Below are 14598 nucleotides of genomic sequence, written 5' to 3' on the forward strand. Positions count from 1 at the left end.
CATGGCTGACATCACCGCCGAATTGGTTTCCGTCGAGCGCTCATTGTGGTCTGGTCAGGCCTCCATAGTGACGGCTGAGACCACCGAGGGTGAGATCGGCGTGCTTCCCGGTCACGAGCCTGTGATCGGTCAGTTGATCGACAATGGCGTAGTGACCATCCACCCAGTTGATGGCGCGCGGCGCGTTGCCGCCGTCCAGGGTGGCTTCCTCTCCGTTACCCAGGACAAGATTACCGTCCTCGCTGATTGGGCCATCTGGTCCGATGAGGTGGATGAGGCCAAGGCGGAAGAGGACTCCTCTTCGGCTCATGAGCTCACCAAGTCCCGCGGTGAGGCTGCATTGCGTGCACTTCGCCGCGCAGCAAAGGCTGAATAAACCTTGGATTGGTAGGAGAGGGCAGCAATAGCCGCCCTTCCTGCTCTCAGAAGAGCGCACCGGAATTTATCCGGTGCGCTTTTCACGTTTTCTTTGCCTTTTCTTATTGGCGCAGAAGCGGAATCAGGCGCTACAATCCAAATAAATGTTCTTTCACTAACCAAGGATGGCGTGTGGAGCCCATGAATTCAACGGTTATCTCGGTGGTCCTGTGGGCCTTAGCGTTGGTGGTACTGCTGGTAGTCCTGCTGGCGGCCCTGCGATTTTTTACTCTGCGCTCGCGGGGAACCGCGGTATTACTGCGCTCAATGCCGGCGAAGGATAGCTTTTCTTGGCGCCACGGCGTGCTGCGCTATACCGGAGAAGTTGTAGAATACTTCAAGCTGCGCTCCGTATTCCCACGCTATAACTTGTGGTTTAATCGCCTCGACATCACCATTTTGAACTCTCGTTCTTTGGATGATGACGAGGCTTCTTTCATGTCTGATGCCACCGAGGTGGTGCACTTTAGCACCGGGGATGCGGAATACGAGCTGGCTTCCGATGCCCGCGGGATCATGGCCTTCGAAGCTTGGGTAGAGGCGGCGCCGTCCAAGCGGCAACAACGCTTCGACTACAAGCAGTTGCGAGAGCGAGCCACCCGGCAGTCCAAGCGCCAATAGCAACAGGCTAGGGTAGTAGCCATGCGCTTAGTAATCGCCCGTTGTTCAGTTGATTACGTGGGACGGCTCGACGCCCACCTGCCCTTGGCGGACCGCCTGCTCATCGTCAAAGCAGACGGCTCGGTATCGGTTCATGCCGATGACCGCGCGTATAAGCCGCTGAATTGGATGACGCCGCCGTGTACGGTGCAAGAATCCGCCATCGAGGACGTGGATGGCAATGACACCGGCGAGGTCTTGTGGCTAGTGGAAAACCCGAAGGGTGAGCAATTGCGCATCACAATCGCGGAAATCCACGAGGATATCTCCTATGACATGGGCGAAGACCCCGGCCTAGTAAAGGACGGCGTGGAGGCGCACCTACAGGAGCTTTTGGCCGAAAAGATCGACACGCTGGGCTCCAATTTCACCCTCGTGCGCCGCGAGTATCCCACGGCCATTGGCCCAGTGGACATCATGGCTAAAGATGCGGATAACCGGAATATCGCCGTAGAAGTCAAGCGTCGCGGTGGCATCGACGGAGTAGAACAATTGACCCGCTACCTTGAGCTATTGAATCGCGATGAGTTAATCGCGCCTGTATCTGGCATCTTTGCGGCGCAAGAGATCAAACCACAGGCCCGAACGCTGGCCGAAGACCGCGGCATCCGCTGCGTGGTTTTGGATTACCAAGAGCTGCGCGGACTCGAGTCGAAAGAATTGCGGTTGTTTTAATGCCACGGCGAAATAGGCGAAAACCACAGGAATTCCGGCCGCTGCCCAAGGACGGCTCCACCTTCTTTGGTTCGCAGACGGTCGAGGGCCCCAGCTGGACGCACGGGGAGCCCTATATTATGCGGCACATCGGTTCCGCGCGGGCGCAAAAATTCTATATCTGCCCTGGGTGTAACCAAAATATTCCGCCTGGGGTGGCCCACATCGTCGCCTGGCCGCGCGATACCGGAAGGCAGGGCGATGACCGCCGCCATTGGCACCGGCATTGCTGGGAGCGAAGGTAGACTTGCGGGCATGATTGTTGCATTTTCAGTAGCACCCGCAGTGGTGGATAATGACTCCGGCGAGATGGCTGATGCCGTGGCGGAGGCGGTCCGCGTGGTGCGGGAATCCGGCCTGCCCAATGAAACCAACGCCATGTTTACCCTTGTAGAAGGCGAGTGGGACGAGGTTTTCGGCACGATTAAGAAAGCCACCGAAGCAGTGCGTGCGGTATCGCCGCGCACCTCGTTAGTGATCAAGGCCGATATCCGCGAAGGCGTGACGAATCAATTGACAGATAAAGTAGACGCCGTGAATCGTCGTTTAGCTAAGGAGGATTAATGACTTCTGCGAATAATGCTTATGTAGGCGGCGCCCTCGATCTTAGCCAGGTCAAGGCGCGTGCGGAAGCCCGCCAGCAGGCGCAGGAGCAGCCGCAGGCTAGTGGAGTCCAGCCATTTTTTACCGTCACCGAGGCGAATTTCGAGACCGAGGTGGTGCGCCGCTCCACTGAGGTGCCGGTCGTCGTCCTTATCGGCACCCCGCGCTCTACCCAATCCGACCAGCTGAAGCAGGACCTGCAGGAATTAGCCGCGGTGGGAAACCTAAGCTTCCTCGTAGGCTACGTGGATGCGGACGCCACTCCACAGGTCGCGCAGGCCTTCGGCGTGAAAAACCTGCCTACCGTGGTGGCCATTGGCGCCGGCCAACCGCTGACCAATTTCGAGGGAGCCCAGCCGAAGGAGGCCCTTAAGCAGTGGCTGGATAGCTTGGTAGAAAACGTTGGACCGCAGCTTAAGGGGCTCGAGTCTGCACCGGCCGCAGCGGAGGAGGAAGAAGAGGACGACCCTCGCCTGCAGGAGGCAGAATCCTTCCTGAACTCGGGCGATTTCGATGGCGCTATTAAGGTCTACGAATCCATCTTGGAAGCGGAACCGGATAATACCCAGATTAAGCAGGCGCGGGACACAACGAAGCTTCTCAAGCGGCTGGACCCAGCCAATCAATCCGAGGACCCGATTGCTGCCGCGGATGGGGATAAGGGGGACATCGGCAAGCAGCTGCGTGCCGCCGATGCCGAAGTCGTCGCAGGTGCCCCTGAAAAGGCCTTTGACCGCCTCATCGAGGCCATGAAGGTTACCGCCGGCGATGAGAAGGCCCAGCTCAGGGAACGCCTGCTCGAGCTCTTTGGCCTCTTTGCCGGCAATGATCCGCGCGTTCTTGAAGCGCGTACGAAGCTGGCAAGCGCGCTGTATTAAAGCCGGCGGAGCTGTGTCAATTACTGCGGGCGGTGAATAGATCAGTCACAATGGAAGGCGTGAACGACGTAACCCCAACTGATCAAGACTGGCTCATCGACTTCCGTGGCGTGGAGCTTCGCCGCGGTGGCAAGAACTTGGTAGGGCCCGTGGACTGGCAGGTCGAACTCGATGAACGCTGGGTCATCATCGGGCCGAATGGTGCCGGAAAGACTTCCCTGGTGCGCATGGCGGCCGCGGAGGAATTTCCCTCCAAGGGCACGGCCTTTTTGATGGGCGAGCAAATTGGCAAGACCGATATGCGTGACCTGCGCGCGCTGATTGGTCTTTCCTCTGCTGCCGTGCAATCGCGCATTCCCGCGGATGAGCGGGTCTATGACCTCGTCATTTCCGCAGGTTACGCGGTTTTGGGCCGGTGGCGCGAAGAGTATCAAGACATGGACTTTTCCCGCGCCGATGACATCCTGGCCCAGGTTGGCGTTCGCCACCTAAAGGACCGGACGTGGACGACGCTTTCGGAAGGCGAGAAGAAGCGCGTCATCCTCGCCCGCGCTTTGATGTCCAATCCGGAGCTGCTCATCCTCGATGAGCCTTCTGCCGGTATGGACCTTGGCGGGCGCGAAGATCTCGTGGGATACTTGGGCGATCTCGCGATGGATCCGGACGCCCCAGCCATTGTCATGATTACCCACCACGTGGAAGAAATCCCGTACGGCTTTACCCACGCGATGCTTCTGGATGAAGGAAAAGTGGTAGCAAAGGGGCTCATTAACTCCGTGCTGACCTCGGGGAACCTATCCCAGGCCTTTCACCAACCCATCCAAGTAGATCGCATTGGGCAGCGTTACTTTGCCCGCCGGATATCTTAATGACCAACCAGATTCATGACCGACTCGATGCGATCGACGCCAGCGATACCACCGGGTTTAACGGTGGGCGCATGGCGGCGACCGTGCTCTTGCTTCGCGATGGCCCCGACGGGCTCGAGGTCTGGGTCCAAGAACGCGTGAGCACCATGCGTAACTACCCGGGCCATGCCGTATTCCCGGGCGGTGGGGTAGACCCGCGCGATTTCCCACCGCGTTCGTGGGACTCCGGCGAATTGTGGGCCGGAAAGTCCGTCGTGTCTATGGCTCGGCGGATGGGCGTGACCAAGTACAAAGCCCACGCCCTTGTCTTCGCTGCGGCCCGCGAGCTTTTCGAGGAATCCGGTACTTTGTTTGCGATCCGGGATGACGGCACGATTTCTAATGCGCGCCGATACCACCGCGAGCGTCGGCTCTTAGAAGACCACACCATCTCCTTTACCGAGTTCCTTAGCAATAACGGTATGCGCGTCGATGCCGATATGCTCCTCCCATGGGCCCGGTGGGTCGGACAAAGTAAAAACCATTGGTTCGATACTTTTTTCTTCGTCGGTCTGCTACCGAGCGGGCAGGAGCCGGACGGGGACACCCACGAGGCCGATGACGCTGGATGGTTTTCGCCGCAGCTTATCTTGGAGGGCTGGCGTGCTGGACTCGTCCGCCTCGTAGTTCCCACGTGGGCGCAGATGCAACGGTTATGCAAGTACTCCACCGTCCAAGAGGTGCTTGATGATGCTTCCTCGTCCGACCTTCGCCCCGTCATCGGCGACCTCCGCGACGATCCGCAATATGCGGAATATTTCGCCACCACCCCTACAGAGCGCATATGAGTTTTAACCTCGATGAAGTCCGTTTCTTAAGCGAGCATAACGCCGAACTGGCTAGCTGGGACTTGGAGCTGAGCAAGGCTTCGCAGCTGAAGGATTTGGAAAAGCTGAAAGCAGCCTACGGCGATTATGCGCGCTGTGCCATGGAGCTACTTACTGCTCGGCGGGGCGGAAAGTTGCCTGAGACCTGGTTAATGGATGCCGATTCCGCGCAGCAAGCCACCCCGCTACCCGTCGCACGATATCGTTCCGAGTTCTTGCAGCAGCGGGGAATGCGCACTGTCCACGATGTCACGTGTTCCATCGGCACCGAAGGCTATGCATCGTGCCTTGACTACTTCGGTTCCGATATCGATGCCTCCCGCCTTGCCATGGCCCGGCATAATTTAGATTCTGACTCTTTTTTTCAAGCAGATGCACTCACCACCACCTCTAAGGCGGATGTCATTATCGCCGATCCCGCCCGCAGGAAGGCAGGGCGGCGGATTTCTCGCCCGGAGGATTTGCTGCCACCGCTGCCGGACCTGATTGCCGCGCACAGGGACGCACACGTGGCCATCAAGTGTGCACCCGGCCTTGATTTTAGTGACTGGGACGGGTTGGTCACCGTCAGCAGCGTCGATGGGGCAGTTAAGGAAGCGTGCCTTTACACACCAGGCCTCGGAACGGGCAGGCACGCGGTGATGATTCAGGGCGAGTCAGTTGACGTTCTCACGGATGAAGAGCAGAACCTGCCTGAGGCTGGCGAAATCGGCACCTACCTCATTGATCCAGATGGGGCAGTGGTGCGCGCGGGACTTGTGCAGCACTATGCGGCGCGCGAGGGATTGCGGCAGATCGATCCGCGGATTGCGTACCTGACGGGTGAACGTATCCCGCGGGGACTGTCGGGATTTCCATTCATAGAAAGGGTCCCCCTAAAGCGCCTAAAATCGGTATTAAAATCTTATGATGCAGGTAGCCTAGAAATCCTTGTGCGCGGCGTCGATATTGACCCTGACCAGCTAAGAAAACAGATGAAGTTGAAGGGATCGCGGCCTTTCGCGGTCATCATTACGCGAATTGGCTCACAGGGTATCGCTTTGCTCTGCCAACCCCGAGTATTATCGTCCGAAGATAATTACGCAACATAAATCTATCGGAAAGGTGAGTGCCCCTAATGCCAACGATTGTGGCTCTGGTCAAGCATGTACCGGATACGTGGTCCACCAAATCTTTGGAGGATGACCACACCCTGGATCGCACCTCCGTGGACAACATCATTGATGAGATTAATGAATACTCCGTGGAACAGGCGTTACGCCTGCGCGATGATAATCCGGATGAAAACTACCGTGTAGTCGCTTTAACGATGGGCCCCGCACAAGCAGACGAGGCCCTTCGCAAGGCGCTTGCGATGGGCGCAGATGACGCGGTCCTTGTATCCGATGACGCCCTAGCCGGCGCGGATGCATTGTCTACCGCATGGACGCTGAATGCGGCGATTAACACGCTAGAGGATGTCCAATTGATCACCTTGGGCAATGAGGCTTCCGATGCCTCGACCGGAACGCTTGCCGGATTGCTCGCTGAGTACCGCCAACTGCCCGCATTGACCGAGCTGCACCAGGTGGAGCTTTCGGGCAGCACGGTAAAAGGCAGCCGCGAAGACGCCCGCGGAACCTGGGAGCTCGAGGCCGCCCTTCCTGCGATTGTTTCCGTCACCGATAAGGCGGATAAGCCGCGCTTCCCCAACTTCAAGGGACTTATGGCCGCTAAGAAGGCGGAGATCACCACTCTGAGCGTGGCCGACCTGGGCATTGATGCCATTGCGCCGACCACAACGGTCACTGAATCTTCCAAGCGCCCGCCGCGCACGGCTGGCGAGGTTATCTCTGAACCGCAGCCGCAGGATGCTGCGAAGAAGATTGCTGACTTCCTAGCCGCAAAGAACTTGATTTAGGAGTAGAAATGTCTCACGTTTACGTACTTGTTGAACACGATGCAGACAGCATTCTCCCCGTTACCGGTGAGCTCATTACCGCCGCACGCGAATTGGGGACGGTGTCTGCGGTGGTCGTCGGCAAGCAGGCAGATGCCTTCGATGCCGAACTAGCCGCGCTCGGTGCCGCCCAGCTGGTGCAGGCAACGGCGGAGGATTATGACCAGCGCCTGGTGACCCCTGAGGTTGATGCTTTGCATGCCCTGGGCGCAGCCAATCCGGCACCCATCGTTCTGGCCGCCAGCCCGACGAATAACGAGATTGCGGGCCGCCTGTCCGCTCGCTTGGCTTCCGGCGCGCTCGCGAATGTGGATTCCATCAAGGCGGATGGCTCTGCAACCATGACCATTTTCGGTGGCACTTACGAGACCACCTCGCAGGCTTCTGGCAGCTGCCCGATTTATACCCTGCAGCCGGGTTCCGTTGCGGCGGAGCCCCAGCAGGTGGAAACCCAGGCGGCCCCAATGCCACTGCCTGCGGAAACCGAGAAGGACGTCAAGGTTAATTCCTTTACTCCGGCCGAAAAGTCCGCCCGCCCCGAGCTCACCGCAGCCAAGGTCGTGGTTTCCGGCGGCCGCGGCGTCGGCGATAAATTCGGCGAGATCGTAGAGCCGCTTGCCGATGCCCTCGGTGGCGCCGTCGGCGCAACCCGCGACGTCGTCGATGAAGGCTTCTACGATGCCACCCACCAGGTGGGTCAGACAGGCGTGACCGTGTCGCCAGATCTCTACATCGGCCTGGGCATCTCCGGTGCCATTCAGCACACCTCGGGCATGCAGACCTCCGGCACCATCGTGGTGATTAACCAGGACCAGGATGAACCGTTCTTCCAGATCGCCGATCTCGGCGTCGTCGGTGACCTGCACGAGATCGCCCCAGCTTTGACCGAGGAATTGAAGGCGCGCCAGTAATGCCGCACTATTTCGACTACGCAGCAACCCAGCCGATGCGCCAATCCGCCATCGACGCATGGGTTGCCGCCTCCGGATCGCTCAATTCCAGCGCCCAGTACGCCTCTGGCCGCAGGGCACGCTCCGTGCTTGACGATGCCCGCGAGAAAGTCGCCTCCCTCCTCGGCTGCGAACCCATCGAGGTCATCTTTACTTCTTCCGGCACCGAGGCGGATAATATCGCTATTCAGGGCCTTTATGCGGCGGGAAACACCAACCGCATCATCTCGACGGATATTGAGCACCCAGCCGTGCGCGATACCGTTGGCAAGCTTGCCCAAGCCGGCGCCACCGTGGACCTGCTCCCCGTAGACCGCACCGGGCACATCAGCGACGGGGGCGCCTTCGCGGAGCCTGCCGATCTTGCTACCTGCATGTGGGCCAATAACGAAACCGGTGCGATTCAGCCCATCGAGGAGCTGGCCTCCCTCGCGCAACAATCCGGTATTCCCATGCATGTGGATGCGGTGCAGGTAGCGGGCAAGCTGCCCATCAATTTTGCGGAATTGGGCATCACAACGCTCGCCGCCAGCGCCCACAAGTTTGGCGGCCCGCGCGGTATCGGCGTGCTATTGGCCAAGCGCACCCCAGCGCCGCACCCGATATCCTATGGCGGCGGCCAAGAGCGCGGACTTCGCCCAGGCACGGTGGACGTCGCCAGCGCCTCCGCGCTTGCCGCTGCGTTGGAGGAGTCCATCGCCGAAAGCGCTGCCGAGGGCAAGCGCATCACTGGACTCCGGAACAAGCTGCGGGATGGGATCCTTTCTTCCATTGACAACGTCGTGGTGAATTCCACCGAGCCATGCTTGCCGTCGCACCTACATGTTTCTTTCCCCGGCACCGATGGCGACAGCCTCATTATGCTGCTGGATTCGCTGCAGATTGAGGCATCGACTGGCAGCGCCTGCAGCGCAGGCGTCAACCGCATGTCCCATGTGCTTTCTGCAATGGGTGTCAGCGAGGAAGAAGGAATCGGATCCCTCCGGTTTACCTTGGGGCGCCTTACCTCCGAAGACGATGTGGATTACGTGCTCGCGCACTTGCCAGATGTCGTTGCTCGGGCCCGCACGGTTTAGGTATCAGCCCTTTCTTTGGCAGCATTGCGCCGGGCGGCGATTGCCTGGGCAACGGTGAGCGCCCAGTTCTTATTCTTCGCCGCTAGCGGCCCCTGCGGTTCGTCGTATTCCCACCGCCCGTCTTGGAAGAGCCAGATAATGTCTCCGCTGTGCGGATCCATGATGTAAAAGGCGCTTTTATCCGTTTTTACATTGTGATGGTGCTGGCACAACGAGGCCAAATTTCCCGCCGTTGTTTTTCCTCCCTCTGAGAAATCAATCCTGTGGTCCTTCTGGCACTGGTATGCTGGGCGGTTGCACCCTGGCCAACGGCACACACCATCGCGACCTTCCACATAGGCACCGATGAGCGGCGGCGTGGAGTAGGCCGGGCTTACCCTTGTTGCCGCCTGGTCCATATCCCTTGTCGTAGTCGGGGTTAGCCGGTCTGCGGTATCAGGGTGTACCCATCCATAGCCCTGGATAAAACCGGGAGCCGCTTTTATATCGCTGGCGCGGTACATATATAGATGCACCTGAGATTTATCTTCGACGGTTCCGAGGATCAGCTGGGCTAGGGCATCGGCCTTGCTGATTCCGTGTTCTTCCGCCGTGCGCTGAACAACCTCGTCAATGAGGATGAGCGCGTCTTCGTCGAACTCTACGTTTAACCCTGCTCGTCCGCCCGCGGTGGGGTAGATGAAATAGGATTCATTACGCGCGTCCTCTTCCTCGGAGTCCTTGTCTCCCGTAGAGTCCGGGGATTCCATCGTGATGAGCCCGTTGAGCTTGCGGCGCAAGGCAGCATTTGATGGAAAACTTTGGCCCGGTTTTGTAGGGGTGAGGTACTTTTCTAATTCGGCGTCTATGCGTTGAAGGGTGCCGCTGTCTACTTCGCCTAGCTTACTTAAGACGGCGTCGATGGTGATAAGCCGAGAGAAGTCGAGGAAGTAGTAGGTTTCCTGCAGTAGTTGGGTGCGCGGCAACTCTTCTAAGCGGTACAGGGCCATGGTGATATCCCTCGTGCGCCGTTCGCTTGAGCCGGTGCGCCCGGCCAAGGTATGGCACGAGATATCGAAATCGTCTTCTAGGCTGGGTTTAATTTCCTTCCAGAGCAGGTAGTCGGACTTTCTATTGCAGGTGGCACTAACCGCGATGTCATCGTGTGGGTCGGTGATGAGGTAGTAGGGTTCCACGGCGATTATCCCCCGAATTTCGCACTAAGTTTCTAATTTCCATAGATTTACCATAAGGCAACCACTAGACCCGCGCAAGCTGAAAAGCGAATATATGTTCTAGATGGTACATTTCCAGCGATACTGTCTACGCGAGTGAAAAATTTGTCTCCATGATGCGTGTGTTGCACATGTGGTTAGTGTGAATGGTTGTTAGACTCTCGCGCATGACAACTATGAGGGCATTCCGCAAGAGCATCATCGCGATTATCACTGCAGTTGCAGTCACGGTGAGCGGGACCGCTGCCGCGCAGGCAGCACTGGGAACCAACGCACCGAAAGGCATTGATATTGCTGCCCACCAGCACCCCGGTGGCATGCCTATTGACTGGAATAAGGTGAAATCTGACGGCCAGTCCTTCGCCTTTGTTAAGGCAACCGAGGGTGGAGACTGGATTAACCCGCACTACGTTAAGGATATTCAGGCGGCCAATGTGCACGGCCTGAAGACTGGCGCATACCATTATGCGCGCCCGGCTGGCGATGCGAAGACGCAGGCTGCTAACTTTGCGGCGCAGATTGCGTTGGCGCCGAACCAGACGTTGCCGCCGGTGCTTGATATCGAGGTCTCCGAAGGCAAGTCGGCCTCCCAGCTGGAGAGCTGGATCGAGGAATTTACCTCCGAGCTCAAACATCTGACCAACCGCACCCCAATGATTTATACCTACAAGTACTTCTGGATGGGCGAGATGAATAACTCCCAGAAGTTCTCCAATATGCCACTGTGGTTGGCGGCATACCAGGATGAAGCCCCGGATCCAGTGGGTGGGTGGCAGAACCTGTCCTTCTGGCAGCGATCCGGATCAGGCAAGGTCGCTGGTATTCCCACCGACGTGGACATGAACCTCTTTAATGGCTCGAAGCAGCAGCTAGAGTCTTTTAGCGGCGGCAATTACGTTGATATTGGCGGCGCGCTCGATAGCCTCGTCCTCGACGATGGTGTGGACCTGAGCTCCGATAGCACGCCGCTGATTGGTGCAATCTTCGCCCTTGCGGCTGGTCTCATCGCAATGCCCCAGTTTGCCGATGCCGCCAAAGACGCCGGGCTCGATGCCCAGGCTGCTGAGGGCCTGGCAGATTTTGTGAAGGCTTTGGAAGACGAGGACGCTCTACCTCTCAAGCAACTTGGCAAGATGGCGGTTGGTGACTTCACCGTGAGCGACTTGGCGATGCTGCTAGAAAACGCTGGCCATGTCAATGGCGTCGACAAGGGCGAGGTCTCCGGCGCCCAAGTCGAAGAAGCCAAGGATGCCGCGAAGAAGGCCGGTGCCGATGTCCCCGACTTCGACGCTAATCAGGTGGCCGAGCTGCTCAATCGTGTGCTGAAGTAGCTCCCGCAAAGAATTTTCGGGTCCAGCTTTCATCCTTAAAGTGTGCGGGAACGGCCCCACCTAAGAGTGCCTTTGCCAGCTGAGCGGCTTGTATCGAGCCCTCAGCTGGCAGTTCTGTATCTGAGGCCAGCAAGATGATGTTTCCATACCGGCGTCCCTTGAGCATGGGCGGGTCAGCGATGACGGCGAGGTGGTCGAAGACCTCAGAGAGCCCGGCTAATTCTTGCTTCGCCAGCTGGAGATCCGAGTAGTCGCCGCAGTTGGCCACGTAGAGGCCGCCAGCTGAAAGAGATGACTTCACCGCGCGGAAAAACTCCACCGTCGTCAGATTTTTCGGGGTTTTATCCCCAGCGAATACATCGCGGATAATGATATCGCGGCTAGCGGGCAGAAAGCCTTCGGTTTCCTTTCGGGCATCGCCGGGGCGGATCTTGACGGTGGGGGAACGGGGGACATCGAAAAGCTCGCGGACTAATTCGCCCAGCTTGGCATCGAGCTCGACCACCGTATGGCGGCTGTCCGGCCACAGGTCGGCGAAGTAGCGTGGAAGTGAGCAGCCGGCCCCGCCGAGGTGGGTAACGCGGAGTTTATTGGGCGAGACCGTATTAAGCTGCTCTACCGCAGCTGCGATCCAACGCATGTATTCAAAGTCGAGTTCCTGCGGCTCGCCCAGGACGATATGGCTGCTAGGAACGCCATTGACGTTAAGGATATAGGCCCCGTCGCGGAATTCATCCGGCACGACCTCGGCGGTGCCAGTGGAGATCTCGTAGGTGCCGGTAATGCTTGACCTGTTCGCGGCTCGCTTTCTACCCATGGGATTCAAGCTTAGGGAATGGAATCGATTTAAGCTGCGTTGGGGCAAGGGAGTACACTTTCGGGCCTGTAGTCGAGGTATTTAAAAGGGGAATGCAATGCGAGTATTGGTAGCAATGTCTGGCGGCGTGGACTCATCTGTCGCCGCCGCCCGGGCGGTGGAGGCTGGCCACGATGTCGTCGGCGTGCACCTGGCGCTGCATAAGGACGCGCAGCAAACGCGCGAAAAGGCCCGCGGCTGCTGTTCGCTGGAGGATTCCGCCGATGCCCGCCGCATTTGCGATAAGCTGGGCATTCCGTTTTATGTCTGGGACTTTTCGGAGGAATTCAAGGAAGAGGTCATCACGGACTTCGTGGATTCTTATGCTCGCGGTGAAACCCCGAATCCCTGCCTGCGCTGTAATGAGAAGATTAAATTCCGCGCATTGCTGCAAAAGGGCATGGCCCTAGGCTTTGATGCCGTTGCGACCGGACACTACGCCACGCTTGATGATGACGGTTATATGCGCCGCTCAAAGGATGAGAATAAGGACCAGTCTTATGTGCTCGGCGTCATTTCTGCCGAGGAGCTGGAGCACTGCTTTTTCCCCATCGGTGATACCCCCAAGCCGCAGATCCGCGAAGAGGCTGCGGCGCACGGTTTTTCCACGGCGAAGAAGCCGGATTCTTACGACATCTGCTTCATTCCAGACGGCAATACCCAGCAGTTCTTGGGATCGCGCATCGGGCTTCGCCCCGGCATGATCGTGGACCAAGAGGGCACGGAGCTTAAGGAACATGATGGCGCGTGGAACTACACCATCGGCCAGCGCAAGGGCTTGGACATTAAAGCTCCAGCTGCTGATGGCCGCCCGCGCTACGTCACCGATATCGATGCTGCATCGGGCACGGTGACCGTCGGCGCGCGCGAGGACCTAGCGGTCACCGCCATCCATGCCGATCGCCTGAAGTACCTGCACCCTGGCATGGACGGCGACTTTGAGTGCGAGGTGCAGGTTCGTGCGCACGGTTCCGTAGTGCCGTGCCTCGCTCACGTGGACCGCGCCGCTGATTCGATGCGCTTGGAACTCAAGGAGCCACTGTCTGGCGTTGCCCGTGGACAGGCCGCGGTGCTGTACTTGCCTTCCCCCGATGACCTCGGCGATATCGTCATCGGTTCCGGCACCATCTGCGAGACCCTGTAGATGACGGGATTCGCACTCGGCCCCTTGCCCGGCACGTCCATGGCGGAGGCAGCGGACATCATCATTGGCGAGACCGAGCTCCCCGCCATCCCGCAGCTGCCGGAACGCGGGCTGGGCTCCGATTCGGTAGGGCGCACCGCCAGCATGCTCGAGGCCATCACCATTGACCGCGGGCCCCGTTCCTGGCGCATGACGGCTCGGCCCCAGCTGCTTACCCGCCGCGCGTGGGATCGCCTCGAGCGCGACCTCGATGAGGTGCAGCAGGTCTGGGGAGAGACCGTCCCTCGCATCAAGGTGCAGGCGCTTGGCCCATGGTCGCTGGCGGCCAGCATCGAACTTGCCGATGGCCACCGCGTCCTCACCGATCCCGGTGCCTTTGCAGAGCTTTCCGATGCCCTGCTGCACGGCATCCGCACCCACGCCACCGACGTCGCACGCCGCTTCCACGGCGAGGTCGTGGTGCAACTGGATGAGCCGCTGCTTGCCGATGTCATCGCCGGCCGCATTCCAGGAACCACCGACTTTGATTCGATCCCCGCCGTCCCTGATGAGGTGGCACTCGAGACCCTCCTGCGGTTTGAGGTGGATTATCTCCACGCTCCGCCGCTGTGGTCGGTGGCTAGGTCCGCGAAGACATTCCTCGTTGATGCGCGCTACCGCGACCGCCTTTCTACCCCTAAGCATTTCGACGGGATGGGCGAGCACTTGTCCGAAGGCCGCCGGGTCGGCGTTCCACTTTCCGGCACTAACGCGCGGGACGAGGCGATTTCGCTTGCCCGCCACTTGGACCGCATTGGCATGCCGCGTGAGCTGCTCGTGGACCACTTTGACGTGTTTCCGGCTCGGGCATCGGCAAGCTCATTGCGCTCTGTAACCGAGACCGCCGCGATCCTCACCCGCGATGCGGGCGACCTTTAAGTGGCGCGCCCGAGGCTATCTGTCTTCGGAGACTTTTCACTGCGGTCTGTGTAAATACGCCAGGCGACGGTGCCCATGTGTAGGGAGCAAGCGGCTACGAGAGCGTACCACCATCCGTAGTTGACTTCCCTGTACCACGGAACTGCGTTACCAATGAAGGCGA

At 59.0% G+C, this 14598-nt stretch carries 17 protein-coding genes; 15 read left to right on the forward strand and 2 right to left on the reverse strand.

Going from position 1 to position 14598, the window contains the following annotated elements:
* Nucleotide 1: 1 nt before the first annotated feature.
* The 12 genes from ABRP87_RS00955 (at nt 2) to ABRP87_RS01010 (ending at nt 8972) form a co-directional block, all read left to right on the forward strand.
* The gene (locus tag ABRP87_RS00955; protein WP_023026361.1) at nt 2–376 is read left to right on the forward strand and encodes a F0F1 ATP synthase subunit epsilon; all 375 of its coding nucleotides are present in this window, start codon (nt 2–4) and stop codon (nt 374–376) included.
* 182 nt (nt 377–558) lie between these two features.
* Nucleotides 559–1038, forward strand: a complete 480-nt coding sequence (locus ABRP87_RS00960; protein WP_005280203.1) for a DUF2550 domain-containing protein — start codon at nt 559–561, stop codon at nt 1036–1038.
* A 21-nt stretch (nt 1039–1059) separates the two neighbouring features.
* Entirely contained in the window at nt 1060–1752 is a 693-nt protein-coding gene (gene nucS, locus ABRP87_RS00965; RefSeq protein WP_349853119.1) for an endonuclease NucS, read from the forward strand.
* Complete coding sequence (locus ABRP87_RS00970; RefSeq protein ID WP_237791990.1) at nt 1752–2036, forward strand: Rv1322 family protein; 285 nt, start codon at nt 1752–1754, stop codon at nt 2034–2036. The genes nucS and ABRP87_RS00970 overlap by 1 nt, the downstream gene beginning before the upstream one ends.
* 10 nt (nt 2037–2046) lie before the next feature.
* Nucleotides 2047–2355: a thiamine-binding protein gene (locus ABRP87_RS00975; protein ID WP_034653892.1), complete on the forward strand. Its 309-nt coding sequence runs from the start codon at nt 2047–2049 to the stop codon at nt 2353–2355.
* Nucleotides 2355–3272, forward strand: coding sequence for a tetratricopeptide repeat protein (locus tag ABRP87_RS00980; RefSeq protein WP_349867165.1), 918 nt, complete (start codon nt 2355–2357; stop codon nt 3270–3272). Before ABRP87_RS00975 ends, ABRP87_RS00980 begins: the two co-directional genes overlap by 1 nt.
* Nucleotides 3273–3322: 50 nt before the next feature.
* Nucleotides 3323–4141, forward strand: coding sequence for an ABC transporter ATP-binding protein (locus ABRP87_RS00985; protein WP_349867167.1), 819 nt, complete (start codon nt 3323–3325; stop codon nt 4139–4141).
* The gene (locus tag ABRP87_RS00990; RefSeq protein ID WP_349863952.1) at nt 4141–4968 is read left to right on the forward strand and encodes an NUDIX hydrolase; all 828 of its coding nucleotides are present in this window, start codon (nt 4141–4143) and stop codon (nt 4966–4968) included. The genes ABRP87_RS00985 and ABRP87_RS00990 overlap by 1 nt, the downstream gene beginning before the upstream one ends.
* Nucleotides 4965–6098, forward strand: coding sequence for a THUMP-like domain-containing protein (locus tag ABRP87_RS00995; RefSeq protein WP_349867169.1), 1134 nt, complete (start codon nt 4965–4967; stop codon nt 6096–6098). Before ABRP87_RS00990 ends, ABRP87_RS00995 begins: the two co-directional genes overlap by 4 nt.
* Nucleotides 6099–6124: 26 nt before the next feature.
* Nucleotides 6125–6907, forward strand: a complete 783-nt coding sequence (locus tag ABRP87_RS01000) for an electron transfer flavoprotein subunit beta/FixA family protein (RefSeq protein ID WP_349863957.1) — start codon at nt 6125–6127, stop codon at nt 6905–6907.
* Nucleotides 6908–6915: 8 nt separating this feature from the next.
* Nucleotides 6916–7857, forward strand: coding sequence for an electron transfer flavoprotein subunit alpha/FixB family protein (locus tag ABRP87_RS01005; protein ID WP_349853124.1), 942 nt, complete (start codon nt 6916–6918; stop codon nt 7855–7857).
* Complete coding sequence (locus tag ABRP87_RS01010; protein WP_349867171.1) at nt 7857–8972, forward strand: cysteine desulfurase family protein; 1116 nt, start codon at nt 7857–7859, stop codon at nt 8970–8972. The genes ABRP87_RS01005 and ABRP87_RS01010 overlap by 1 nt, the downstream gene beginning before the upstream one ends.
* Here ABRP87_RS01010 and ABRP87_RS01015 read toward each other — a convergent pair.
* Nucleotides 8969–10147 (reverse strand): HNH endonuclease signature motif containing protein, encoded by a 1179-nt coding sequence (locus ABRP87_RS01015; protein WP_349867172.1) that lies wholly within the window; start codon nt 10145–10147, stop codon nt 8969–8971. The genes ABRP87_RS01010 and ABRP87_RS01015 overlap by 4 nt on opposite strands.
* A gap of 206 nt (nt 10148–10353) precedes the next feature.
* Here ABRP87_RS01015 and ABRP87_RS01020 point away from each other — a divergent pair, with 206 nt between their 5' ends.
* The gene (locus ABRP87_RS01020) at nt 10354–11517 is read left to right on the forward strand and encodes a glycoside hydrolase family 25 protein (protein ID WP_349867174.1); all 1164 of its coding nucleotides are present in this window, start codon (nt 10354–10356) and stop codon (nt 11515–11517) included.
* On the opposite strand, the gene ABRP87_RS01025 is transcribed toward ABRP87_RS01020, so the two are convergent.
* Complete coding sequence (locus tag ABRP87_RS01025; protein WP_349867176.1) at nt 11498–12334, reverse strand: spermidine synthase; 837 nt, start codon at nt 12332–12334, stop codon at nt 11498–11500. The two genes, ABRP87_RS01020 and ABRP87_RS01025, sit on opposite strands and share 20 nt — an antisense overlap.
* Nucleotides 12335–12431: 97 nt before the next feature.
* Here ABRP87_RS01025 and mnmA point away from each other — a divergent pair, with 97 nt between their 5' ends.
* Together mnmA and ABRP87_RS01035 are read left to right on the forward strand one after the other, a co-directional pair.
* Complete coding sequence (mnmA, locus tag ABRP87_RS01030; RefSeq protein WP_349867177.1) at nt 12432–13517, forward strand: tRNA 2-thiouridine(34) synthase MnmA; 1086 nt, start codon at nt 12432–12434, stop codon at nt 13515–13517.
* Nucleotides 13518–14435, forward strand: coding sequence for a uroporphyrinogen decarboxylase/cobalamine-independent methonine synthase family protein (locus tag ABRP87_RS01035; RefSeq protein ID WP_349867179.1), 918 nt, complete (start codon nt 13518–13520; stop codon nt 14433–14435).
* Nucleotides 14436–14598: the final 163 nt, after the last annotated feature.

Origin of the sequence: Corynebacterium sp. KPL2830 (assembly GCF_040225635.1) — a bacterium.
Classification (GTDB): Bacteria; Actinomycetota; Actinomycetes; order Mycobacteriales; family Mycobacteriaceae; genus Corynebacterium.